Source organism: Streptomyces sp. NPDC015532, from assembly GCF_043078065.1.
Classification (GTDB): Bacteria; Actinomycetota; Actinomycetes; order Streptomycetales; family Streptomycetaceae; genus Streptomyces.
This window is the reverse complement of record NZ_JBIBSY010000007.1, coordinates 26,087-48,270: the sequence shown is the minus strand read 5'-3', so window position 1 is coordinate 48,270 and position 22,184 is coordinate 26,087. Positions and strand designations below refer to the sequence as shown.

Annotated in this window: 19 protein-coding genes and 1 pseudogene; 6 read left to right on the top strand and 14 right to left on the bottom strand. The window is 71.2% G+C overall.

Annotated features, from left to right (window positions below):
• Window positions 1-73 precede the first annotated feature (73 nt).
• Both ACF07B_RS22170 and ACF07B_RS22165 read left to right on the top strand, forming a co-directional pair.
• Window positions 74-1,432: a dipeptidase gene (locus ACF07B_RS22170; protein ID WP_392180227.1), complete on the top strand. Its 1,359-nt coding sequence runs from the start codon at window positions 74-76 to the stop codon at window positions 1,430-1,432.
• Window positions 1,429-2,445 carry a methyltransferase domain-containing protein gene (locus tag ACF07B_RS22165; protein ID WP_392180226.1) on the top strand — a complete coding sequence of 339 codons (1,017 nt, stop codon included), beginning with the start codon at window positions 1,429-1,431 and terminating at the stop codon, window positions 2,443-2,445. The genes ACF07B_RS22170 and ACF07B_RS22165 overlap by 4 nt, the downstream gene beginning before the upstream one ends.
• Window positions 2,446-2,712: 267 nt before the next feature.
• Here the strand turns inward: ACF07B_RS22165 and ACF07B_RS22160 are convergent, their stop codons facing one another.
• The 5 genes from ACF07B_RS22160 to ACF07B_RS22140 form a co-directional block, all read right to left on the bottom strand.
• Window positions 2,713-3,822, bottom strand: coding sequence for a M14 family metallopeptidase (locus ACF07B_RS22160; RefSeq protein ID WP_392180225.1), 1,110 nt, complete (start codon window positions 3,820-3,822; stop codon window positions 2,713-2,715).
• A gap of 103 nt (window positions 3,823-3,925) precedes the next feature.
• Complete coding sequence (locus ACF07B_RS22155; protein WP_392180224.1) at window positions 3,926-4,693, bottom strand: hypothetical protein; 768 nt, start codon at window positions 4,691-4,693, stop codon at window positions 3,926-3,928.
• A gap of 12 nt (window positions 4,694-4,705) precedes the next feature.
• Window positions 4,706-5,434: a hypothetical protein gene (locus ACF07B_RS22150; RefSeq protein WP_384233358.1), complete on the bottom strand. Its 729-nt coding sequence runs from the start codon at window positions 5,432-5,434 to the stop codon at window positions 4,706-4,708.
• A 21-nt stretch (window positions 5,435-5,455) separates the two neighbouring features.
• Entirely contained in the window at window positions 5,456-6,544 is a 1,089-nt protein-coding gene (locus ACF07B_RS22145; RefSeq protein WP_392180223.1) for a hypothetical protein, read from the bottom strand.
• Window positions 6,545-6,737: 193 nt separating this feature from the next.
• Window positions 6,738-7,823, bottom strand: coding sequence for a hypothetical protein (locus ACF07B_RS22140; RefSeq protein ID WP_369486280.1), 1,086 nt, complete (start codon window positions 7,821-7,823; stop codon window positions 6,738-6,740).
• A gap of 430 nt (window positions 7,824-8,253) precedes the next feature.
• Between ACF07B_RS22140 and ACF07B_RS22135 the strand changes: the two genes are divergently transcribed.
• Both ACF07B_RS22135 and ACF07B_RS22130 read left to right on the top strand, forming a co-directional pair.
• Window positions 8,254-8,811, top strand: coding sequence for a glycoside hydrolase family 25 protein (locus tag ACF07B_RS22135; RefSeq protein ID WP_392180222.1), 558 nt, complete (start codon window positions 8,254-8,256; stop codon window positions 8,809-8,811).
• Window positions 8,812-9,002: 191 nt separating this feature from the next.
• Window positions 9,003-10,175 carry a N(5)-(carboxyethyl)ornithine synthase gene (locus ACF07B_RS22130; protein WP_392180221.1) on the top strand — a complete coding sequence of 391 codons (1,173 nt, stop codon included), beginning with the start codon at window positions 9,003-9,005 and terminating at the stop codon, window positions 10,173-10,175.
• A gap of 25 nt (window positions 10,176-10,200) precedes the next feature.
• On the opposite strand, the gene ACF07B_RS22125 is transcribed toward ACF07B_RS22130, so the two are convergent.
• From ACF07B_RS22125 to ACF07B_RS22115, 3 genes are all read right to left on the bottom strand, one after another.
• Window positions 10,201-10,863, bottom strand: coding sequence for an NADPH-dependent F420 reductase (locus ACF07B_RS22125; RefSeq protein ID WP_392180220.1), 663 nt, complete (start codon window positions 10,861-10,863; stop codon window positions 10,201-10,203).
• Between the two features lie 201 nt (window positions 10,864-11,064).
• Window positions 11,065-11,277, bottom strand: coding sequence for an EF-hand domain-containing protein (locus tag ACF07B_RS22120; RefSeq protein WP_362391819.1), 213 nt, complete (start codon window positions 11,275-11,277; stop codon window positions 11,065-11,067).
• 60 nt (window positions 11,278-11,337) lie between these two features.
• Entirely contained in the window at window positions 11,338-12,252 is a 915-nt protein-coding gene (locus ACF07B_RS22115; protein ID WP_392180219.1) for a MerR family transcriptional regulator, read from the bottom strand.
• A gap of 54 nt (window positions 12,253-12,306) precedes the next feature.
• Here ACF07B_RS22115 and ACF07B_RS22110 point away from each other — a divergent pair.
• Window positions 12,307-12,943 (top strand): annotated as a pseudogene (locus tag ACF07B_RS22110) (GNAT family N-acetyltransferase).
• Between the two features lie 4 nt (window positions 12,944-12,947).
• Here the strand turns inward: ACF07B_RS22110 and ACF07B_RS22105 are convergent.
• From ACF07B_RS22105 to ACF07B_RS22080, 6 genes are all read right to left on the bottom strand, one after another.
• A complete protein-coding gene (locus ACF07B_RS22105) occupies window positions 12,948-14,147 on the bottom strand; it encodes a YncE family protein (protein WP_392180218.1) in 1,200 nt (399 codons plus the stop codon).
• Complete coding sequence (locus ACF07B_RS22100; RefSeq protein WP_392180217.1) at window positions 14,147-14,986, bottom strand: polysaccharide deacetylase family protein; 840 nt, start codon at window positions 14,984-14,986, stop codon at window positions 14,147-14,149. Before ACF07B_RS22100 ends, ACF07B_RS22105 begins: the two co-directional genes overlap by 1 nt.
• Before the next feature lie 293 nt (window positions 14,987-15,279).
• Entirely contained in the window at window positions 15,280-15,888 is a 609-nt protein-coding gene (locus ACF07B_RS22095; protein ID WP_392180361.1) for an ATP-binding protein, read from the bottom strand.
• Window positions 15,889-16,126: 238 nt separating this feature from the next.
• Entirely contained in the window at window positions 16,127-16,894 is a 768-nt protein-coding gene (locus ACF07B_RS22090) for an enoyl-CoA hydratase/isomerase family protein (protein ID WP_369485102.1), read from the bottom strand.
• A gap of 89 nt (window positions 16,895-16,983) precedes the next feature.
• Window positions 16,984-18,234 (bottom strand): Ig-like domain-containing protein, encoded by a 1,251-nt coding sequence (locus ACF07B_RS22085; RefSeq protein WP_392180216.1) that lies wholly within the window; start codon window positions 18,232-18,234, stop codon window positions 16,984-16,986.
• A 182-nt stretch (window positions 18,235-18,416) separates the two neighbouring features.
• Window positions 18,417-19,646, bottom strand: a complete 1,230-nt coding sequence (locus ACF07B_RS22080) for an Ig-like domain-containing protein (protein ID WP_392180215.1) — start codon at window positions 19,644-19,646, stop codon at window positions 18,417-18,419.
• Between the two features lie 151 nt (window positions 19,647-19,797).
• Here ACF07B_RS22080 and glgX point away from each other — a divergent pair, with 151 nt between their 5' ends.
• Window positions 19,798-22,137 carry a glycogen debranching protein GlgX gene (gene glgX, locus ACF07B_RS22075; protein WP_392180214.1) on the top strand — a complete coding sequence of 780 codons (2,340 nt, stop codon included), beginning with the start codon at window positions 19,798-19,800 and terminating at the stop codon, window positions 22,135-22,137.
• Window positions 22,138-22,184: the final 47 nt, after the last annotated feature.

Genomic DNA, 22,184 nt, shown 5'->3' with positions numbered 1-22,184 from the left:
GGGTCAGCGCGCCCGGGGCGGTCGTGCACGACGACCCGGAACACACCCGAACACCGACCGAGAAGGAGACCGCATGCCGCCCGAAACGTTGCGCGCACAGGTGCGCGAACTGATGGACCGGGCTCAGGAGGACCTGCGGGACCTGGTCGCGCACCGGTCCGTCGCCGACCCCCGGCAGTATCCGGTGGAGGAGTGCGAGAGTGCCGCCGGCCTGGTCGCGCGGCTGTTCACCGGGGCGGGCGTCCCCGACATGCGGCTGCTGGACACTCCGGACGGCAGCAAGGCGGTGTTCGGCCATCTGCCGGCCGCCCCCGGCTTCCCCACCGTCCTCCTCTACAGCCACTACGACGTCCAGCCGCCGCTCGACGAGCCCGCCTGGACCACTCCGGTCTGGACCCTGACCGAGCGCGCCGACGGCCGCTGGTACGGGCGCGGGGCAGCCGACTGCAAGGGCAACATCGTCATGCAGCTCACCGCGCTGCGGGCGCTCGGCGACCTGACCCGCCTCGGCGTCGGCATCAAGGTCATCTCGGAGGGCGCCGAGGAGCAGAGCACCGGCGGACTCTCCACCCTGATCCGCGAGAATCCCAAGCTCCTGTACGCCGACACCGTGCTGGTGTGCGACACCGGCAACTCCGAGGCGGGGGTGCCCACCGCCACCACCGACCTGCGGGGCGTCGTGCACGCCACCGTCAGCGTCCGCTCACTGGCCGGGCCGGTGCACTCGGGCTCCTTCGGCGGCCCCGCCCCCGACCCGCTCAACGCGCTGATCGCGATGCTCGCCACCCTGCACGACGCCGACGGCAACACCACCGTGAACGGCCTCGACAACAGCGGGCGCTGGCAGGGCGCGGAGTATCCCGCCGAGCGCTACCGCCAGGACATCGGGGTGCGCGACGGCGTCCGTCTGGTGGGCGACGGCAGCGTGGCGGACATGCTGTGGGCCAGGCCCGCCCTGACCGTCGTCGGCATCGACTGCCCGCCGGTGGTCGGTTCGGCGCCCGCCGTGCTCGGCGAGGTCACCGCCAAGCTCAACCTGCGCATCCCTTACGGAACCGAACCGGACGCCGCCTGGGAGGCGCTCAGGGCGCACCTGGCGCAGGCGGCCCCCTGGGACGTCGAGGTGGAGACCGTCCGGCTGTCCTCCAGCCGCCCCTTCCGGGCCGGCACCGACGGCCCGGCCTACGCGGCGCTGGCCGAGGCGATGCGGGAGGCGTTCGGACGGGAACTGACGACGGCGGGGCAGGGCGGCTCGATCCCCACCTGCGACGCGCTGCGGGAGACGTTCCCGGACGCGGAGATCGCGCTGATCGGCGTCGAGGAGCCCCAGTGCCTCATCCACGCGCCCGACGAGAGCGTGGACCCCGGGGAGATCGAACGCATGGCGCTCGCCCTCGCGCTCTTCCTGGAGTCCGCGGGAGTCCGGCCGTGACCGAACTGACGGGATGCCAGGTCACGTTCGGCGAGGCGGACATGGCGGATCACCTGAACCGGCTCGGTGCGGCCGCGCCCGATCTGCACGCGTGCGTCGACCCGGCACGGGCCCTGGCCTGGGCCCGCCTGGCCGGGACCGGCGACTTCAGGGACGACTTCGGCGAGGACGGGGCCGGCGGCAGAGGCTCCTCCTACATCCGCGCGCAGGCCCGCAACCTCACCGCGCGCGCCCAGGGCATCCAGCACCTGCTCTCCCTGGTGCCGGCCCGGACCGACGGCCGGCCCGCCGTCGTCGTGGACGTGCTCGGCGGCGACGGCCTGGTCCGCAGGGTCGCGCACGCCCGGGGCCTGACCGGCCTGTCCGTGCTGACGTGCGACGCCTCGCCCTACATGGTGCGCGCCGCCTGGACGGAGGACTGTCCGGCGCTGGTGCAGCGCGCCGACCGGCTGCTCATGCGCGACGGCAGTGTCGACGCGGTCCTCGTCGCCTACGGGTCGCACCACATCGCCGCCGACGACCGCGCCGAACTCGTCCACGAGGCGTACCGGGTGCTGCGGCCCGGGGGCGTCCTGCTGCTCCACGACTTCCTCGTCGGGTCCCCGATGGACACCTGGTTCCGGGACGTGGTCGACCCGTACTCGCGGACCGGCCACGCCTTCGATCACTTCACCCGGGAGGAGATGTGGGGCTACCTGACGAAGGCGGGCTTCGCGTCGGGTGAGGTGACCGCGATGGCCGATCCCTATGTGGCGACCGCGGTCACGGCCCGGGAGGCCGAACTGGAGCTGGGACGCTATCTGCTGGACATGTACGGCCTCGCCGGGATCGAGCGGAGACACCCGGCGGACGCAGCTCGCCACACCGTCGAGCGGGCCAAGACGGTCTTCCGCGACCGGCGCGAGGACGGGTCCCTGGAGACGTTCTCGGTCACGTACGACACCTCCGCCCGCTCCTGGACGTGCACCGTGCCGAGAACGGCCGTGCTCGCGATCGGCCGCAAGGCCATCTGAAGCGGACGCCGCAATCCGGGCCGGCCCGGGTACACACCCAGCCCCGGGCGCCCGGCGCGGGTACGCACCCGGCCGCAGGGCACGGGTGCACGCCCGGCCCGCCGGCGCGGGCGCGTGCCCCCGTTCCCGGCGCGGTTCGGCGGGGGCGGGGGCTTCCGGGACGACGGATGCCGTGGGCGACCGCCTCGGGGCGGTTGTCCACGGCATCGGCGGGCACGGTTCCGGCCGGGTCGGAACCGGCCGGACCGGCCTTCGACGGGTGCCGGGTCAGCCGGGCTCGCCCGGCTTGGCGTCGGCGAGGCCGGTGAGGGCCTGGTCGAAGACCTCGCGCGCCCGCTGGAGGACCTGCTCGCGCCAACGGGCGTCCTCCGCCGGGCAGAAGGCGTCCCGGATCAGTCCCTTGAGGTCGGAGCGGACCGCGTCGGCCGGCGGACGGTGCCGGTGGAGCCAGGCGTCGGCGCACAGCGCCAGCAGCACCTCGGGGCCCGGCCGGGTGCCGAACTCCAGGGTGATCGCGGTCAGCCGGCCGGCGGCACCGAGGCCGTCGGCCACCGCGGTCGCCGTGTTGCCCACGATCGGCGTGGAGGAGGACGTGCCCTCCTCGGAGGCGGTGAGGGCGTCGCCGTACCACCGGCGGGCCCGCTGGTGCGCGTCCGCGTCACGGCCGCCGCGGAAGATGGGCTCGCCGACCCCGCGCTCGCCCAGTCCGGTGTGCAGGTCGATGTAGCCGACGTGGCCGGCGCCGGCGATCTGCTCGGCCACCACCGTCTCGAACACCCGCCGGGACCAGGCCGGGGTCCGTCCGCCGTAGAACAGCCCGTCGGGGTGGCGGTACTGGCCGTGGGTCACGGCCTCCTGGAGACGCCGCGGACCGAGCCGGTCGCGGAGCGCGGTGAGGTCCGCGACCAGTTCGCCGGGCACGAAGGCGGTGGCGTCCGCCGGCACCAGCGTGCCGTGCACGGCGTCGTAGGCGTCGTTGTGCGGCGGGGCGCCGTGGTCGACGAAGTTCCGGTTGAGGTCGACGTTGTCCTCGTTGACGCGCCTCAGGTAGGCGAAGCCGTAGGGGTTGAGGGAATGGACGAGCAGGACGCCGGTGCCGGGTCCCGCGGCGGCCTTCGCGACGCCTTCGCCCAGCAGGATGCCGGTCTGGCAGGCCGAGCCGCAGAACCCCTCGATGCCATGGGTCCCGGACACCGTCACCAGGAGCTTCGCCGGATCCGGCGGCCCCAGATAGGCGGTGTCCACACAGAGTTCGCCGCCGTCGGGCCCGAGATGCCCCGGCAGGGTGAAGGTCCTCAGCCGCGCGCCCGCCTCCTCGGCGGCTCCCAGGAAGCCCGCGCGGGCCCGGGAGTAGTCGAGGGGAAATGTGTCCGCCATGCCTGCCTCGCGTTCCTGGAGTGCCTGACCTGCCTGGACTTCCCGAAGCGGTGCCCCGGCCCGGGCCGCGCCCGGGGGCACGGGCCCGGCCCGCCGGCGGGGCTCAGCTCCGCCCGGAGGGCAACCGCACCCCCAGGGCCGTGAGGATCGCGTGCGCCCCCGCCCGCGTGGGCACGTGCAGCAGGCACAGCACCCGGTCCCCCGGCTCGGTGTGCTCGGCGAAGTACCGGTTGGCCTCGGGCACATGGCTCAGCGGCCGTTCCCGGTAGAGGTCGAGCGGACGGCCGATGCCCCGGACGACCCCGCGCGCCGGGTCGAACGCGGCCCGGGGGGCGAGCGCCGCGGCCACCTCGGCCGCCAGGGCCTCCTGGCTGTCGTCCTTGCCCGCGAGGTCCGGGTACATGCTGATGTCCGGATGGCCGCTGAACGCCGCCATCGCGCAGTGCACCACCGGGTTGTACGTCTTGAGCGCGATCACCTCGGGGAACGGACCGCCCTCGGCGAGCAGCCGGGCGAAGTGCAGCGCCCAGCTCTCCTTGAAGACCGTGCCGCCCCGGTACGCGTCCCCCACGAACTGGATCATGATGTGCAGACAGGGCCGCCCCGACGGGATCTCGGCCCAGCGGGAGGTGAGCAGCGAGACGACCCGGTCGCGTTCGCGGTCCACCCCCACGACGACGTGGTCGGCGTCGGTCAGCATCTCGCGGCGGAGGGTGAAGAGCTGCCGGGTGTGGAGTCCCGGCATCGCGAGGACCAGACCGTCCACGATCCATTTCTCGGTCTCGGTCGGCAGCTCCCGGCCGGGCGCCAGGGCCAGTACCTCGACCCCGGGTCGCCCGCCGGGCCGCGTGGCCCGTTCGTCGTCGCCCACCGCCGCCCCCGCTCAGACCTCGGACGCGGTGGGCAGCGGGATCTGGGCGTCGCTCTTGCCGAGCACGGTGAGCTGGTGCAGTTCCACGAAGTAGAGCTTCCACAGCCAGTAGACGTTGTGGAGGTGCTCGACGACCTTGCGCTCGTCGGCCTCCGAGTGGACCAGCGTGGACAGCACACGCCACACGAAGTCGTCGTGGTCGTCGTCGAGATCCGTGTTGACGTGGGCGCGGGCGCCCTTGACGTTCTCCTCGCCGAGGACGTCGCCCAGGTTGTCCAGCCAGTCGGGCTGGGTGCGCGTGGTGACGTACTCCACGAAGTACACGCTGGTGATCAGCGCCATGGGGCTGTCCTCGAACTCCATGCCGAACTGGAGGTATCCGGTGAGCAGTTTGGTGGAGAGCAGGGGTTCCGTGGAGTAGATCTGGTCCTTGGTGACGCCGACCTTGGCGAGGTCGGCGGCGAACAGCCGGTCGTGCAGCATCTCGTCGTCGGTGTAGTGCGCCCACGCCTTGGCCTGGACCGGGTCGACCTTGGTGAAGTACTTGATGGCCAGCGCGTCGACGGTGCGCTTGCGGCGCAGCCGCAGGATCGTCTCGATGTTGTGCCGCTTGTAGTAGTCGAGGTTCAGGTCGGAGGCGCTCTTCTGGTGCTGGGCGTAGGGGACCGTCTCGTAGAAGTCCTTGATGAAGGTGTCGAGGACCGCGTCGACCTTCTTGCGGAGTTCGGTGTTGATCGTCATGGCGTGCTTCCCTCCTTGGGGTCAGTGGCAGCCGCAACTCGCGCTGGAGACGCGCTGCATCCGGCCGCGGCGTACCGCTTTGCGGGCGCCGAGGACGGCGGTGCCGTCCGATGTCACCAGTGAGCTGCGGGGGCAGAGGAAGGCCAGGGCGAAGCGCGTGGCCGGCGTGATCCCCAGTCCGAGGTTCACGACACCGCCGGTGGCGCCGTACACCTCGTTCGGGCCGCAGTTCGCCGGGATGATCTGCGTGCTGGTGTTGATCCCGAAGCCGAGTTCCCAGATGACGCGGTAGCGCGGATCGTCGGTGAGCAGCTTCTCCAGCGCCACGGCGGCCGAGGTCGCCCCCGGCGTCTGCGGGGTGACGCTCTCGATGCTTCCGGCGGCGACCCGCAGCGTGACGGGGCTGGAGACGAGCGGCGAGAGCGCTTCGAACAGCCGCTGCTGGTCGGCGCCGTCGGCCGGGTCCCGGTGGCGGTGGACGATCGGCCAGCCGCGCAGGGTCAGGTCTCCGTGGAGACCGAGCAGCCGCGCTTCCGGTTCGAAGGTGGTGATCTCGGCGGCGGTGACGCTCAGCTTGCCCGAAGGGAAGATCTGCTGGTCGCCCTCCTCCAGGACACCCGCCTGCTGGTTCCAGACGCAGTCGCCGACGGTGTGGTCGAACTCGGCCTCGGTGCCGGAGACGTCGTCGACGATCGTCAGCCGGTCGCTGTCGCCCACCCGGTCGAAGAACTCCTCGGCCGCCCGGGCGTGCTGGGTGACGTCGGTACGGGCGGCGGTGCGCAGGAGGGAGCCGATCTGTTCGCCGGTCAGCGGCGTGGACCCGGCCGGCAGCACGGCCAGTCTCCGCCCGCCCAGTTCCCGCGGGGTCGGCGAGTCGAGGAACTGCCCGGGGCAGACCGCCAGCACCCGCGCGTCCTCGGGGACGCTCCGCTCGATCAGCTCGCCCAGGCGTGTGCCGGAAGGAAGCGTCAGCCGGAGCACGCGGGAATATCCGCCCCCGGAATCCAGGGAGAAGAGCTCGCCGTACTGTTCGCTCGTGATCAGACAGAATGTCCCGGCCGGCCGGCCGAACTGGTCGAAGTCGCTCGTCGTGAGTTCAAGCGGTGGCACGGGGAACTCCCTGGTAAGGAAAAAGGGGAACCCCGCGACGGGGCATCATGGATACCCCGCCGCGGGTCGGTACTCAGCCCAGCAGCGTGCCCAGGTAGTTGCGGTTCTTCTGCACCTTGATCTTCTTCATGGGGAGTCACCTCCTGTTGGGTTGATTTCCTTGCATTCACCCCGTCCGGGCGGTCACGACCCTCTAGGCGAGGGGCGCGACCCTCTCCACGGTGGGGTGGTCCGGGTGGCCGATCACCGCGACTCCATTGCTGGTCAGCACGCGGGTGTCGGGAGAGATGATGTCCAGGTGGTACTGGGTGTACGGAGTGAGTCCCAGACCGAAGTGCAGACAGCCTTCCGTACCGCCGTACACCTCGTTCATGGCGTGGTTTCCGGGCAGGATGTCGTGCGAGGTGTTGAGCGCGTGGCCGATCTCCCAGACGATCCGGTACCGGGAGTCCACCGCGAACATCTGCTCCAGCATCGCCACGGCCGGCGCCGCTCCCGCGTCCAGTGCCCGAAGGCGGGTGATCCTGCCGTCCTCGACGGTGGCCTTGATCGCGTTGTCGTGCATCGCCCAGAGCTGGGAGTGGATGCGGGCCTGGTCGGTCCGGGAGAAGGAGGGGGTGCCGTTGTGCAGGATCGGGTAGCCGCGCAGCGTGATCTCGCCCTCCAGCGGCAGCTTCAGCGCCTCGTCGAACTCCCTGATCTCGACGGGCAGCACACTGATCTCGCCGGACGGGACGATCTGCTGGTCGCCCCAGTCCAGCGGGCCGGCCTGCTGGTTCCACACGAGGCCCTCGCGCAGATGGTCGAGGGTGGCGCGGGTGCCGTGCACGGGGTCGACGTACACGAGCTGCTCGGAGTCCTCGGCGAGTTCGAAGAAGGTGTCGCAGAACGCCGCCTGCTCGGCCGCCGAGGTCCGTTCCATCACCCCGAGGAAGTGCCGGATCTCGTCGAGGGTGGTCGGCGTCGAATTGCACGCCATGCCCATGATCTTCCGCTGCCCGACCAGATCGGGGTCCGGTGACTCGAAGAACCTGTGGGGCGAGACCACGAGTATGTGCGCGGGTTCCGGGATCCTCTTTTCGAGAATCTCCTCGAACCGGTCTCCGGAATCCATCGTGATGGTGAGGAATTCCCGGTACGGCGCCGTCTCGACGACTTCGATCCGGTCCACCAGCTCGGAATTCGTGATCAGACAGAAGGTGCTTCCGGTGGCCTCACCGAATTGGCTGAAGCGGCCGGGATCAATGGCTATCTGCGCGGACACGATCACTCCCGTCATGACCTTTGAACGTTTTCTCGCCGTGGCCTCCAATGTGACGGCTGACGGGGTCCACGGGCTATAGGACGATGGTCCCTGCCCGTTTTTTCGCGGCTGGTACTTCCGCCTGTGTCGCCCCGTGGGCGCGTGCTGTATTTTCTTCGGCCCTGATTCCCGCCGGCGGGTGCCCGGGTCCGGTTCCCGGGCGCAGCGGCGGACGAACACCCCGGCCCCCGGGGGCCGGTGGGGGTGCGTCGGTCACGCGTGCGAGCGTGGAGGGTTCGAAGTGGGGTACCTCCAAAGACAGTTGTCCCGTACGGACTGTCCCCGTGACAACGGCGGCCGCCCCCCTCCGGCCGTCCCCCCGGACAGCGGCAGTTGTTCGCCACCGACACCCGGGGACCGCCTCGCGCGGCTCGTCCCCCTCCCCCCATGCACGGAGGCTCCACCCATGCTGCGAGGCATCGACGTCAGCGCCTACCAGTCGTCCACGTACGGCACCGCCGGCCTCTCCTTCGTCTTCGTCAAGGCGACGGAGGGCCGCTCGTACGTCAATCCGAAACTCACCGCGCAGGTGAGGACCGCCCGCGACGCGGACTGCGTCGTGGGCCTGTACCACTTCCTGTGGCCCGGCAACATCACCGCCCAGGCCTCCTACTTCGTGAGCAAGGCCCCCGAGAGGGCGGGCGACCTGCTCGCCGTCGACTGGGAGACCACCGGCGAGGGCACCCACGCGAGCAACGCGGAGAAGGACCGTTTCATCCGCAAGGTGAAGGAGCTCCGCCCGGACAACCGTGTGGTGCTCTACACGAACCGGAACTTCTGGCTGAACATCGACACCACCTCGTACGCCGGTGACGGTCTGTGGATCGCCGACTACGTGACCGCGGGCGAACCCCGCATCCAGGCGAAGTGGCGCTTCCACCAGTACACCTCCGAGCCCGTGGACCGGAACGTCGCGGACTTCGGCAGCAAGGCCGCCCTGCGCGCGTGGGCGGACGGCGCCTAGGAACGGCCCCGGAGGTCATCGGTTCTCCGCCGCCCGCCGGGCCCGGATCAGCGACGGGCGGGCGGCGTCCGGGACCGGAGTACGGTTGCCTTACCGAGCGCACCTCGCACGTCGCCATCCATCGCGGCGTCGCCCTCGGGGAACGGCAAGGCCGGAGCGCATCGCGTCCGGCAGGAAAAGAGCCGCCCCACATGAGCCTGATGAGTCTCGGAGTGCTCGCCTCCTCCCGCAAGGAGAACGAGTTCCGCCTGCCCCTGCACCCTCGCCACCTCGACCGGATCGCCCCGGACGTCCGCGAGAAGATCTTCCTCGAACACGGCTACGGCCAACGGTTCGGCGTCGCCGACGACGCGCTGCGGCCTCTCGTGGCCGGACTGCGCTCCCGCGAGGAACTCATCGCCGAGTGCGACATAATGCTGCTGCCCAAGCCCCTGCACGAGGACATCGCCGAGCTGCGCGAGGGCCAGGTGCTGTGGGGATGGCCGCACTGCGTGCAGGACGAGAAGATGACGCAGATCGGCATCGACCGGCGGCTGACGCTGATCGCCTGGGAGGCCATGAACCACTGGACCTCCACGGGCGCCTTCAGCGTCCATGTGTTCCACAAGAACAACGAGCTCGCGGGCTACTGCTCGGTGCTGCACGCCCTCCAGCTCGGCGGGCTGACCGGCAGCTACGGACGCCGTCTGCGCGCGGCGGTCATCAGTTTCGGTGCCACGGCGCGGGGAGCGGTCACGGGCCTGGGCGCCATGGGGGTCTCCGACGTCACGGTGCTCACGCAGCGCGCCGCCGCGGCGGTGGCCTCACCGATGCCCTCGGTCGTGATGAGCCACTTCGAGGAGCGGCCGGGCACCACGTCGGGCCTGCAGGCCTCCACTCCGGCCGGGCCCGTGCCGCTGGCGGAGTACCTGGCCGGGTTCGACATCATCGTCAACTGCGTCCTCCAGGACACCGACGCGCCGCTGATGTTCGTCACCGAGGAGGAGCTCGCCCTGTTCCGGCCGGGCACGTTCTTCATCGACGTCGCCTGCGACGAGGGCATGGGCTTCGGCTGGGCCCGCCCGACCACCTTCGGCGATCCCATGCCCACCGTGGGAGCGGGCTGCCATTACTACGCGGTGGATCACAGCCCGTCCCACCTGTGGAACTCCGCCACCTGGGAGATCAGCGAGGCGCTCCTTCCCTACCTGCGCAAGGTCATGAGCGGCCCCACCGCATGGGACGCCGACATCACGGTCGGCAAGGCCATCGAGATCCGTGACGGCGTCGTCCAGAATCCGAAGATCCTGTCCTTCCAGCACCGGTCCGCCGTCTACCCGCACGCTCCGAAGGTCCCGGCGGACGCGCTGGGCCAGGCGGTCTAGCGAGCGGGCGTGGCGGGCCCGCCCCTCACCCGCGGAAGTCCGCCGGGCGCTCCGGGGGCGCCTCCGCCAGCGCCTTCGTCACCGCGTCACGGCCTTCCTGGAGGCCGTAGACGGGGGTGCCGGGCTGCTGGCGCCAGGAGTCGTCCAGTCCGCCGGCGTCGACCGTGTCGAAGCCGATCTCGTCGATGAGGTCGCGTACGCGCCGCTTCGCGGCCGCGTCGTCACCGGCCACCGGGAGTGCCATGCGGTCGGGGGCACCGGCCGGACGGGCCCGGTCCAGGATGTCCTGCGCGTAGGTGCCGTTGAACGCCTTGACGACCGTGTGGCCGATCTGCCGGGCGGTCCAGCGGCTCTCGGTGAGGCCGTCGTCCTCGATCCCGGCGATCCTGCCGTCGCGCTGCTGCGGGTAGTAGTTGCCGGTGTCGATGACGGCGACGTCCTCGGCGGCTCCGTCCAGGACGCCGTCCGGCAGGTTCGGTACGGCCTTGAGCGGGATCGTGACGATCACGACGTCCGCGCCCTGTGCCGCCTTATCGACCGTGACGGGGGTCGCCCCGGTCTCCTCGGCGAGCGCGCCGAGCGTCTGGGGACCGCGGGAGTTGGCGACGGAGACGTCGTGCCCGGCCGCGGTGAGCCGCCGGGTGAGGTTGCCGCCGATGTTGCCCGCGCCGATGATGCCGATCTTCATGAGACAGACCCTTCCGGGGTTGAGGCTCCTGATGCGCACGGCAACCCCGGGAACGGATCAGCTATTCCGGGACATACGAGATCCGGCTGTCCGGAGGCGCCCGGCCGGCCGGAACGGGACGCCGGGGCGACCGGGCCGGCGGGTGCCTTCACGCCGAAGGGGCGCCCGCCGGGAGTCCGGCGGGCGCCCCTTCGGACGGCGTCACTTGCTCAGGTGGGTCCAGAACTCGTCGAACGAGAGGACCTTGTCGCTGTTGAGGTCGCGGCTGGCGATGACGGCCTCCGCCACGGACTCGGTGACGTTCCAGTCGCCGCCCTGGGCGAGAGCGGTCTTGAACTCGGCTGCGGTGATGAACCCGTCACCGTCCGTATCGATCCGCTCGAACTGCTTGCGTGCTTCCTCGATGTCGGCCACCGATCCGCCCCTTCGTCGTGCATCACTGCGTGCGTTACTGCCTTGTGTACGGAGGTCAGATTAACGGTCCGGATGGGCGCGCAGTGCCGCGAGTACCCAGGCGAACTCCTCACGGTGCGCCGACAGCGGGTCCATGCCGCGGACCAGCGAGGCCAGCTCCCGGAAACGGGCCATCTCGGCGTGGGCCGCGGATTCCATCCGAACGAGGACGGCGGCCCGGTCCGCGTCGCCGAGAAGCCGGCCGAGCACCGCGTCCGCCTCCGGCGAACCGGGCTCGACACCCTGCCCCAGCGCCTCGCCCGCGAGCTGCACCAGCCGGCTCATGAACCACAGGGACGTACCCGCCGGCACCTCCGGGCCCCGGTCCGCCGCGTTGAACTCGATCATCTCGCGCATCCGCGCCCGGAAGCCCGGGTCCTGGATCATCTCGGCCAGCTCCACCCAGGCGTCCACCTGCGCGGGTGTCGGGTCGTCCGGCAGATCACCGACGCCGAACCGCAGCCGGGTACGGACGTCGGGGTCCGCGGTGTCCAGTCCCCCGAAGGTCTCCTCCATGAAGTCGTCGATGATCCGCCCGCGTTCGGCGGCGGACAGCCGCGCCAGTTTGTTCATGAGTGTCGTCTCCTGTGCGCTCGAACCACGTCGTGCCACGGTCGACAGCACCGCCCGGGTCACCTTCAGGGAACGGATCCGGGCGTCCAGCGCCACCACATGGGCCGCCGCGACCTCCGCGACCGTCCGCTCACCGGCCAGCACCCTGCGCACGTCGTCCAGACCGAGACCCAGCTCGCGCAGGGTGCGGATCAGCTCCAGGCGGGCGACGCAGGAGGCGTCGTAGAGCCGGTAGCCGCCCGCGGAGCGGGTCACGGGGGCGAGCACACCCTCGTCGGACCAGTAGCGGATGGTGCGCACGGTCAGGCCGGTGGCGCGGGCGAGCTCGCCGATGGTGAGAAGGCCGGTGCCGTCGTCGATCATGTCTGGGAGTCTGGGCCTTCCAGTGGGTGGAGACTCAAGCGGTGGGGGACGGTCATGCCCGGCAGTCTGCGCGACATCCTGGACGCCGCGGCCCGTGGAGTCTTCCCGCCGCCCGACGGCGCCACCACGGTCGTACGCCCTCGCTCCCCCCGCGACACCGGCGTCCTCGCCTTCACCGCGCACTCGGTCGTCTTCACCGACGAGGACGAGGGCTGGGTGCGCGCCGCGCTGGGGGGCCCTGGACTGCGACCCGCTCGCGGCCGCCATGAACCCGCGGTTCCTCGCCGCGCTCATGGAGCGGACGGGCCGGTCGAACGACACGGTGGACGTGCTCTGGGTCGCCACCCCGCTCCCCGGCCCGGCGTCCCTCGCGCTCACGGAGACCGACGGCCCGGCACACCCCCGGGTCACGGGCGCCCGCGTGCGGCGCGACGGCGTGCGGGCGTGGGCCGCGGACGGCGGGATCCTCGTCCTCGGGCGAGGGGTCGCGGGACGTCTTGAGGTCGCCGTGGAGGTGGACGAGGGTGTACGGCACCGGGGGCTGGGCCGGGCGCTGGCGTCGGCGGCGCGGCACCTGGCGGGCGGACCGGTCTGGGCCCAGGTGGCCGCGGGGAACGCCCGCAGTGCGCGGGCGTTCCAGGCGGCGGGCTACCGGCCGGTGGGCTCGGAGGCTCTGCTCCTGCCCCGCTGAGCGGTCAGCGGAAGATGCCGGTGTGGCCGAGCGAGTACCGGCCGGGCTGGGGGTAGACGGCCAGGCCGTGCGGGCCGCTGCCGACGGGGATACGGGCGATCTGGTCGCCGGTGCGGGTGTCGATGGCGTACACCTCCGCGTTGTACCGGCCGGAGAGCCACAGGACCTTGCCGTCAGCCGAGACGCCGCCCATGTCGGGGCTGCCGCCGTCGGGCAGGTGCCACTTCTTCGTGAGCCGGTTCCGCGTGAAGTCGAAGATGGAGATGGTGCCTTCGCCGCGGTTGGAGATGTACATCTCGCGCGAGTCCCGGCTGACGTACAGCCCGTGGGCACCCTTGCCCGTGTGCAGCAGGGTCGGCTCGGTGAACTTGTCGCCGTCGAGGATCCACACGCCGTCGGCCATCATGTCGGCGATGTAGAACTTCTTGCCGTCCGGGGAGATCTTCACGTCCTGCGGCATCGCCCCGTGGAACGGCAGCCTCTGCTTGCCGATCACCTTCATCCGCTCGGTGTCGACCTTCAGGAGTTCGCCGCTGAACTCGCAGGAGACGATGAAGTAGCGGCCGTCCGGGGAGAAGTCGGCGTGGTTGACGCCGTAGCAGCTGACCGGCTCCGCCTTGACGGTGTTCATGGTGTGCGCGTCGCGGAAGACGAGTTCGCGGTCGAGGGAGGCCATCACGATCGCGTACTTGCCGTCGGGCGTGAAGTAGAGGTTGTACGGGTCGTGCACGTCGACCGGCTTGCCCGCCCTGCCGGTCTTCGGGTCGATGGGGGTGAGGGTGTTGCCCCGGTCGTTGTTGACCCACAGCGTCTTCAGGTCCCAGGACGGGACGACGTGCTGGGGCTGGACACCGACCGGGATCGTCTCGATGACCTTGTACGTCTTCGGATCGATGACCGTGACCGTGTTGGAGTTGGTGTTGGGCACGTAGACGCGGGACGGGAAGTCCCTGACCACCGGGGAGAGCCGGTTCGGACGGTCGGCGGCGTAGACGTCCGCGGGGTCCAGCAAGGGGGGCATGCCGGGCAGCCCCTGGACAACCGGCCTTTTCACCGGGGCGGGCCGGACGGCCGCCTTGGTGGTGCTGTGCGTCCGCTGGGCGTGGTCCTGGGTGGAACCGCCGCAGCCCGCGAGGAGGGCCAGCGCGGTGAGGGCGGCGCCGGCGATCAGCACGCGGCGCGGGGAGGAGGGTGGCGTCAGCATCAGCTCAGCAGCTCCGTGGTGGTGACCGCGACGAGGCCGCGGCGGTCGAGTTCGTGCAGAAGGCCGGGGAGGGCGGCGACCGTGCCGGCGTATCCGAAGTGCAGGCTCACGACGGAGCCGGGCCGGACCTCGGCCAGTACCTTGCGGGTGACGGCGGTGGCTCCCGGCGAGGTGTAGTCGAGGGAGTCGACGTCGTAGGAGAGCGTGTGCGGGTAGCCCGCGTCGCGGGCGAGACGTTGGACCAGGGGGGAGGCCCGGGGGCTGCGGGAGGGCCGGAACCAGGTGCCGATCGAGCCGGTGAGCCGTCTGAGGCGGTCCGCGCAGCCCCGGATCTCCGCCGCCGCCTCCGTCTCCGTCATCGCGTTGATGTCGAGATGGCTCAGCGTGTGGTTGCCGAGGTCGTGACCGCCGTCGAGGATCCGGCGGGCGATGTCCGGGTGCTCGTCCAGCCAGGTGCCGACCGCGAGGACGGTGACCCGGGCGCCCGCCTTCTCCGCTTCGCCGAGAACCGCCTTCGCCACGGCGGGGTCGCCCTGGCCGTGGAAGGTCAGGGCCACTCTGGACGGGTGGGTGCGGGAGCCGTGGGTGATCTCGGCGGGCCGGCCGGGGTAGCGGCGGGGGGCGGGGGCGAGCGCGGAGGCTCCGCGGGTCGCCGTGGCGGGGGGTGCGCTGGGCGCGGCCGGAGGGGTCGTGAGGTGGTGGGGCCGGCTGGTTCGCGGGGCGGAACAGCCGGCGGTCGCTCCGGCGGCGAGGGTTCCTGCGGTGAGCGCGAGTCCCGTGAGCAGGGCAGCGCGCCGGGGCGGGGCGGGGGCTGCGTGGTCTTCGGCGGGCGTGGTCACCTGACCATTTAAGGGTGAATCGGCCGAAAAACCGGCGATTGGTCCGACTGGGTGGTGGTGCGGGTCGCTTCGCGGCGCGCGGATACGGGCCGTACGGGGCCACGGGAGCCGCGAGCGCGGCGGCGCCCTCTGTTTTTGGATCAATCGGCCGGGTCTGCGATAGTCACCGGTGCGACCTCCACCCATTGACCCGGGCCATGGTTGTCGCCGGTGGCGCGGTTCACACCCCAATTCGTTCCGCGCCGCCCCGCAAGCCCCGGCTGCCACGCGGCCGGGGCTTATGCGTGGAGCGGTCAGCGGTCGGCGACGCGCATTTCGAACCAGGTGGTCTTGCCGCGGGGCAGCAGGTCGACGCCCCAGCGGTCGGAGAGTTTGTCGACGAGGAAGAGCCCCCGGCCGCTCAGGTCCAGTTCCTGGACCGGCATGAGACAGGGAAGGCCGCGGGAGGGGTCACGGACCTCGATGCGGATCCAGCCGCGGCGGCGGCGCGTACGGAGTCCGAAGACGCGGGCGCCGGTGTGCCGTACGGCGTTGCCCACGAGTTCGGAGACGAGTAAGACCGCGTCCTCGGCCATCTTCGGGGACAGGCCCCAGTGCCTGAGGACCACGATCTGGGCGAGCCGTCGCGCGGTGGCCGCGGACTCCGGGCGGGACGGCAGCAGCACCTCCGACTCCGCCGGATTGCCGAACAACTCCAGTGCCTTGAGCGCTCGTTCGTCCTCGACCGCAGGCGTCCAGCGCGCCGCGGTCGCACTTCCGTGCCGCCGCGGCTGTTCCATACCCTCCAGCCCCGCCATGCCCCCATCATGGCCGTCCGGCGACCGCTCCGGGGCCGTTCCGAAGGAATAGGCCCCCCGGAACGCGACATTCCACACTATTCGATGGGCATATGCCACAGGCAGTTCGGAGGCACCGAGAGCCCGTCCGACCTGCCGGAACAGGCCGGTCCGGGGCAATCACCGCCGCCCCTCGACAAGGTGGGCTTAAGGCTGTCTTAAGCCAGGGATAAAGCGCCCCATCGAGGGACCCGGGGTATGACACCGCGTCAACCGCGAGGGGGCCGGCGGTGATGAGGAGGGCGCGATCGGCCGCGCCGGCCCGGAGGCGGACGCCGTCTCCCGGACCGGCGCGGCGGACGGGTCAGAGGAACTTCGCCTTGCCGGGACCCTCTTCCACGAAGCTGCGCATGCCCCGCTCGCGGTCCTCCGTCGCGAACAGGCCCGCGAACCAGTTCCGCTCGATGGCCAGCCCGGTCTCGATGTCCGTCTCCAGACCCGCGTCGATGGACTCCTTCGCGGCGCGCAGCGCGATGGCCGGGCCCTGCGCGAGCCGGGCGGCCCAGGCGTGCGCCTCGGTGTAGACGTCGGCTGCGGGGACGATCCGGTCGACCAGGCCGAGCGCGAGGGCCTCGTCGGCCTTGACCATGCGGCCGGTGAAGATGAGGTCCTTGGCCTTGGAGGGGCCGATGAGCCGGGAGAGCCGCTGGGTGCCGCCGGCACCGGGGATCAGGCCGAGCAGGATCTCCGGCTGGCCCAGCTTGGCGTTGTCCCCGGCGATGCGGTAATCGGCGCACAGGGCCAGTTCGCAGCCGCCGCCGAGCGCGTATCCGGTGACGGCGGCGACGACGGGCTTGGGGATGCGGGCGACGGCGGTGAAGGAGTCCTGCAGGGCCCGGGACCGCACGACCATCGCGGCGTGGTCCATGGCCTGCATCTCCTTGATGTCCGCGCCCGCCGCGAACACCTTCTCCCCGCCGTACAGCACCACGGCGCGGACGTCCGGCCGGATCGTGGCCTCCTCGGCCAGTTCCTTGAGCCGGTCCTGCGTCGCCACGTCCAGGGCGTTCATGGGAGGGCGGTCCAGGCGGATGGTGCCCACGCCTTCGGCCACTTCGAGATGCACAGTCATGGAAGCAGGTTAGTGGCCGTTAACGGCAACGGGCCGGGTGTGCTGAGTCACAGCACACCCGGCCCGCCGCGGACCGTCGCGAAGACCGGTTACTCGGTCCAGTCCGACCAGGACATGTTCCAGCCGTTGAGGCCGTTGTCCGGGGCGACCGTCTTGTCGTTGGAGTGCTTCACGACGACCACGTCGCCGATCATCGAGTTGTCGAAGAACCAGGCCGACGGCACCTTGCCGTCGTAGCCGCCGCGCACGTCGCGCAGACCGACGCAGCCGTGGCTGGCGTTGTAGTTGCCGAAGGCGCCGCCACCCCAGTAGTTGCCGTGGATGAAGGTTCCCGAGTTGGTCAGGCGCTGGGCATGCGGCACGTCCTTGATGTCGTACTCGCCGCCGTAGCCGACCGTCTCGCCGTTCATGCGGGTCACCTTGAGGCGCTCGCTGATGACCATCTGGCCGTTCCAGGTGTCGTAACCCGGCTTGCCTGTCGTGATCGGGATGGTCCTGAGGACCTTGCCGTCACGCTTGACGACCATCTTGTGGGTCTTGGCGTCGACCGTGCTGACCTGGCTGCGGCCGATCGTGAACTTCACGGTCCTGGCCTGCTTGCCGTAGACACCCGGGCGGCCCTCGACACCGTCGAGGTTGAAGTGGACGGTGACCTTCGTGCCGGCCGCCCAGTAGTTCTCGGGGCGGAAGTCGAGACGGTCGTTGCCGAACCAGTGGCCCTCGACGTCGACCGCGGGCTCGGTCGTGAAGGTGATGGCCTTCTTGACGTCGTCCGGGTGCGTGATGCCCCGGGTGAAGTGGATCGAGAAGGGCATCCCGACGCCCACCTTGGAACCGTCCTCCGGCTGGTAGATGCCGACGAACGTGTTCTTCGGGGTCAGCGTGGTGAACGCGGCCTCCTCGGCCGCCTCACGGCCTGCGGAGTCCTTGGCGACCGCGTGGACCTTGTACTTGGTGGCCCCGGCGAGGTGGGTCGAGGGCGTCCAGGTGGCGCCCCCGTCCGTGATGCTGCCCTCGACGGCGTTGCCCTTGGTGTCCTCGACCTCGACCTCGGTCAGCTTGCCCTTGGCCGCGGTCACCTTGAGGGCGCCGCTGGTCTTCACGTCGGCGGCGCCGTCCTTCGGAGCGATGGTCACCACGGCCTGCGAGACCTTGGTGTCCGCCGTTCCGCTGGAGCCCTTGCCCTTGCCGTCGCCCGAGCCGGCCTCGCTGTCCGAACTCCCGCCCCCGCCGCAGGCGGTCACGGCGAGCAGCAGAACTCCCAGCAGCAGCGCCAGGATTCCCTTGCTCCCACGTTTCCGCGCGCCAACCGACGCCCCCGATATCGGTCGCCCGTTCAAAATTGTCTCTCCCCTCGCACGGCCTGTGAGCAGGCCCGCACTCCAGCGCGTCCCACGCGCGTATCGCGCTAATTAATCACACGACCAGGAGCGATGGATCCCCGGGGAGGTCACCGTTCAGTCCCAACTTCGGCCGTGCGGGGCGCGGCTGGAGCCCGTTGCGCGCATACCCGTATATCGGGTTACTTCACCGCCCCACCCGTTTTCCACTCCTTCCAGCCCATGTTCCAGCCACCGAGTCCGTTGTCGGGGGCCACCTTCTTGTCCTTGCTGTGGACGACCTCGACGACGTCCCCGATGAGGCTGCGGTCGAAGAACCAGCCCGCCGGGGTGTCGGAACCGCCGCCCTTCACATCCCGCAGCCCCACGCAGCCGTGACTCACGTTGGTGTTGCCGAAGGCGTCCGGTGCCCAGTAGTTGCCGTGCAGGAAGGTTCCGGAGTCGGTCAGGCGCATCGCGTGCGGAACGTCGGGGATGTCGTACTCACCGCCGAAGCCGACGGTCCGGCTGTTCATCCGGGTCACCTCGAGCATCTCGGTGACGACCATCTTCCCGTTGTACGTCGTCGTCTTCGGCGCACCGGCCGTGATCGGCACGGTGGCGAGGAGGTCGCCGTCACGGCGTACCTCCATGGTGTGCGCGCGGGCGTCGACGAGGGACGTCTGGTCGCGGCCGACGGTGAACGAGAAGGTCCTGGACTGGAGTCCGTACACGCCGGATGCCCCTTCGACGTCGCGCAGCCGCAGCGTCACGGTGACCTTCGTGCCCGGCTTCCAGTACCGCTCGGGACGGAAGTCGACGCGGCCGCCGCCGAACCAGTGCGCGCGGATCTCGACCGCCGGCCGCGCCTCGACGCGGATGGCGCGCTCGACGGCGGCCCGGTTCTCGATCTCCCGGTTGAACTCGAGGGAGACGATCATCCCGGTGCCGACGACGGAGCGGTCCTCCGGGGTGACGTACCCGATGAACCGCTCGTCGGGGACGGCCGTGGTGAACGTGGTGTGGCGGGCCGAGCGGTGCCCGCCGCCGTCCAGGGCCACCGCGTCCACGGTGTACTTGGCGGCGAGGGCGAGCCTCCCGTCGTCCGGTCTCCAGGACAGGCCGTCGTCGCTGATGTGCCCCGGTACGGGTGACTCCCGGGCGTCCTGGGACTTGACCACCTTCACGGACTCCAGGCGCCCGCCGGGCACCCGTACCAGTAGTGGCTCCCGCGGCCGTACGCCTTTGGAGTTGTCGTCGGGCGAGATGTGGATGACGTCCTTCGGCGACCGCGGTTTGCCGAACGCCTCCCCGATCCCGTCCGAGATCCCGCCGGAGGTGCAGCCGGAGGCTCCGGCCAGCAGACCGGCCCAGGTCAGTACGGCGGCCAGCGCGGCCCCTGCGCGCCGCGCGCGCGTGTGTACGTGCTTCACAAGGGACCCAACGACGCCGCCCCTCCCGGGAAACGTGAGTGCGAGCCACGCTCTGGGCAGAACAGTGGGGAGGACGACGCGCCAAGGAGCCGCGGCCGGGACGCCGTGCACCCTTTTCCGTGCCGTTCCATGAGCCGTGGGAGGCTGACCGGTGTCGAGCGCACCCGAGCAGGAGGCGGTCCACGAGGGACGCGCCGCGGGCGGCGGGCTGCCCGCGCAGACCGTCACGGACCCGGCGGAGCAGCCCGCCGCCGCACCGCCCGCCGTCGTGCCGGCGCCCGCGGACCCGGTGGTGGAGCCGGCCGCTCCCGCGCTGAACGGCTCACGGCGCCCCGCGGCGCCTCCCGTCGCCGCGTGGCCGGGTGCCCCGACCCCGCTCGGAGCACGCTTCCGGGTCGGCCCCGACGGCACCACGGGCACCAACTTCGCCCTGTGGGCGGGCGGCGCGGAGGCCGTCGACCTGTGCCTCTTCGACGACGAGGGCGCCGAGACCCGCGTCCCGCTCACCGAACTCACCCACGAGATCTGGCACGGTTTCGTCCCCGGAGTGCTCCCCGGCCGCTGCTACGGCTTTCGGGTGCACGGCCGCTGGGACCCGTGGACGGGCGCCCGCTGGAACCCGGCGAAGCTGCTTCTGGACCCGTACGCCCGTGCCGTGGACGGCGACTTCACCCTGCCGCCCGAGGTGTACGGACACGTCCGCGACTGGCCCCAGCAGCAGGTCGCCGACACCGTGCGCGACGACCGCGACTCGGCGCCCCTCGTCCCCAAGGGCGTCGTCGTCCAGGACGACGACGACTGGTCGGACGACCACCGCCCCAAGACGCCCTGGGCGGACTCGGTCATCTACGAACTGCACGTGCGCGGATTCACCCGTCTGCACCCGGGGATCCCCGAGGACCTGCGCGGCACCTACGCGGGGCTGGCGCACCCGGCCGCCATCGAGCACCTGGTGAATCTCGGGGTGACCGCGGTGGAGCTGCTGCCGGTGCACCAGTTCGCGCACGAGGACCACCTGCTGCGCCGGGGCCTGAAGAACTACTGGGGCTACAACTCGATCGGCTACTTCGCCCCGCACGCCGGCTACGCCGCCTCCGGCACGAGGGGCGAGCAGGTCGGCGAGTTCAAGCGGATGGTGCGCGCGCTGCACGCGGCGGGGATCGAGGTCATCCTCGACGTCGTCTACAACCACACCGCGGAGGCCGGCGAACTGGGCCCGATGCTGTCGCTGCGCGGCATCGACAACCGGGGGTACTACCGGCTCCAGTCCGACGCCCGCCGCTACGCGGACTACACGGGCTGCGGCAACACCCTGCACGTCGTGCAGCCGCAGGTGCTGCGGCTGATCACCGACTCGCTGCGGTACTGGGTCACCGAGATGGGCGTCGACGGCTTCCGCTTCGACCTGGCGGCCGCGCTCGCCCGGTCCATGCACGACGTCGACATGCTGTCGCCGTTCCTCGCCGTCATCGCCCAGGATCCGGTGCTGCGCCGGGTCAAACTGATCGCCGAGCCGTGGGACGTGGGCTCCGGCGGCTATCAGGTGGGCGCCTTCCCGCCCCTGTGGACGGAGTGGAACGACCGTTACCGCAACGCCGTACGGGACTTCTGGCGCGGGGCGCTGCCCGACGTACGCGATCTCGGCTACCGCCTGTCGGGGTCGAGCGACCTGTACGCCTGGGGCGGCCGGCGTCCGTACGCCTCCGTCAACTTCGTGACCGCGCACGACGGTTTCACCCTGCGCGACCTCGTGTCGTACGAGCGCAAGCACAACGAGGCGAACGGCGAGGGCAACCGGGACGGCACCGACGACAACCGGGCCTGGAACGGCGGGGCGGAGGGCGAGAGCGCGGACGACGGCCTGCGGGCCCTGCGACGGCGTCAGCTGAGGAACCTGCTGACGACGCTGCTGCTGTCTACGGGGGTGCCGATGCTGGTCGCCGGGGACGAGTTCGGGCGCACCCAGCGGGGCAACAACAATGCCTACTGCCAGGACAACGAGATCAGCTGGGTCGACTGGTCGCTGCTGGACGACCCCGGCTGGCGGGCGCTGTTCGAGCTGACGTCCCGCCTGATCGCGCTGCGCCACGCGCATCCCGTGCTGCGCCGCCGGGCCTTCTTCTCCGGGCGGGCGCACTCGGCCGACGGCTTGCGGGATCTGGCCTGGTTCACCGCGCGGGGCACCGAGATGACGGAACGGGACTGGTACGCGCCCGCCGCGACCCTCGGCATGTATCTGTCCGGCCGGGACATCCCCGGACGGGACGCGCGGGGCGCCCCGGTCGTCGACGACAGCTTCCTCGCCGTGCTGCACGCCGGGGACCGGCCGGCCTCCTTCGACCTGCCGGGGGCGCCCTGGGCCGCGGCGTACGAGGTGGTCGTGGACACCTCGCGCGAGGATCAGGCGGCGGCGGCGCCCGCGCTCACGCACCGGGCGGGCACGGCGATCACGGTGCCGGCGCGGTCCGTGCTGCTGCTCCGGGTCCACTGAAGGCGCGGCCCCTCCGGGGGGCCGGGCCGGGGGCGTCCTCCCGGGGG

Coding starts and splice junctions, on each gene's coding strand:
- ACF07B_RS22170 (WP_392180227.1), top strand. CDS start 74: ATGCCGCCCGAAACGTTGCGCGCACAGGTGCGCGAACTGATGGACCGG.
- ACF07B_RS22160 (WP_392180225.1), bottom strand. CDS start 3,822: ATGGCGGACACATTTCCCCTCGACTACTCCCGGGCCCGCGCGGGCTTC.
- ACF07B_RS22150 (WP_384233358.1), bottom strand. CDS start 5,434: ATGACGATCAACACCGAACTCCGCAAGAAGGTCGACGCGGTCCTCGAC.
- ACF07B_RS22140 (WP_369486280.1), bottom strand. CDS start 7,823: ATGACGGGAGTGATCGTGTCCGCGCAGATAGCCATTGATCCCGGCCGC.
- ACF07B_RS22135 (WP_392180222.1), top strand. CDS start 8,254: ATGCTGCGAGGCATCGACGTCAGCGCCTACCAGTCGTCCACGTACGGC.
- ACF07B_RS22130 (WP_392180221.1), top strand. CDS start 9,003: ATGAGCCTGATGAGTCTCGGAGTGCTCGCCTCCTCCCGCAAGGAGAAC.
- ACF07B_RS22125 (WP_392180220.1), bottom strand. CDS start 10,863: ATGAAGATCGGCATCATCGGCGCGGGCAACATCGGCGGCAACCTCACC.
- ACF07B_RS22115 (WP_392180219.1), bottom strand. CDS start 12,252: ATGATCGACGACGGCACCGGCCTTCTCACCATCGGCGAGCTCGCCCGC.
- ACF07B_RS22105 (WP_392180218.1), bottom strand. CDS start 14,147: ATGCTGACGCCACCCTCCTCCCCGCGCCGCGTGCTGATCGCCGGCGCC.
- ACF07B_RS22090 (WP_369485102.1), bottom strand. CDS start 16,894: ATGACTGTGCATCTCGAAGTGGCCGAAGGCGTGGGCACCATCCGCCTG.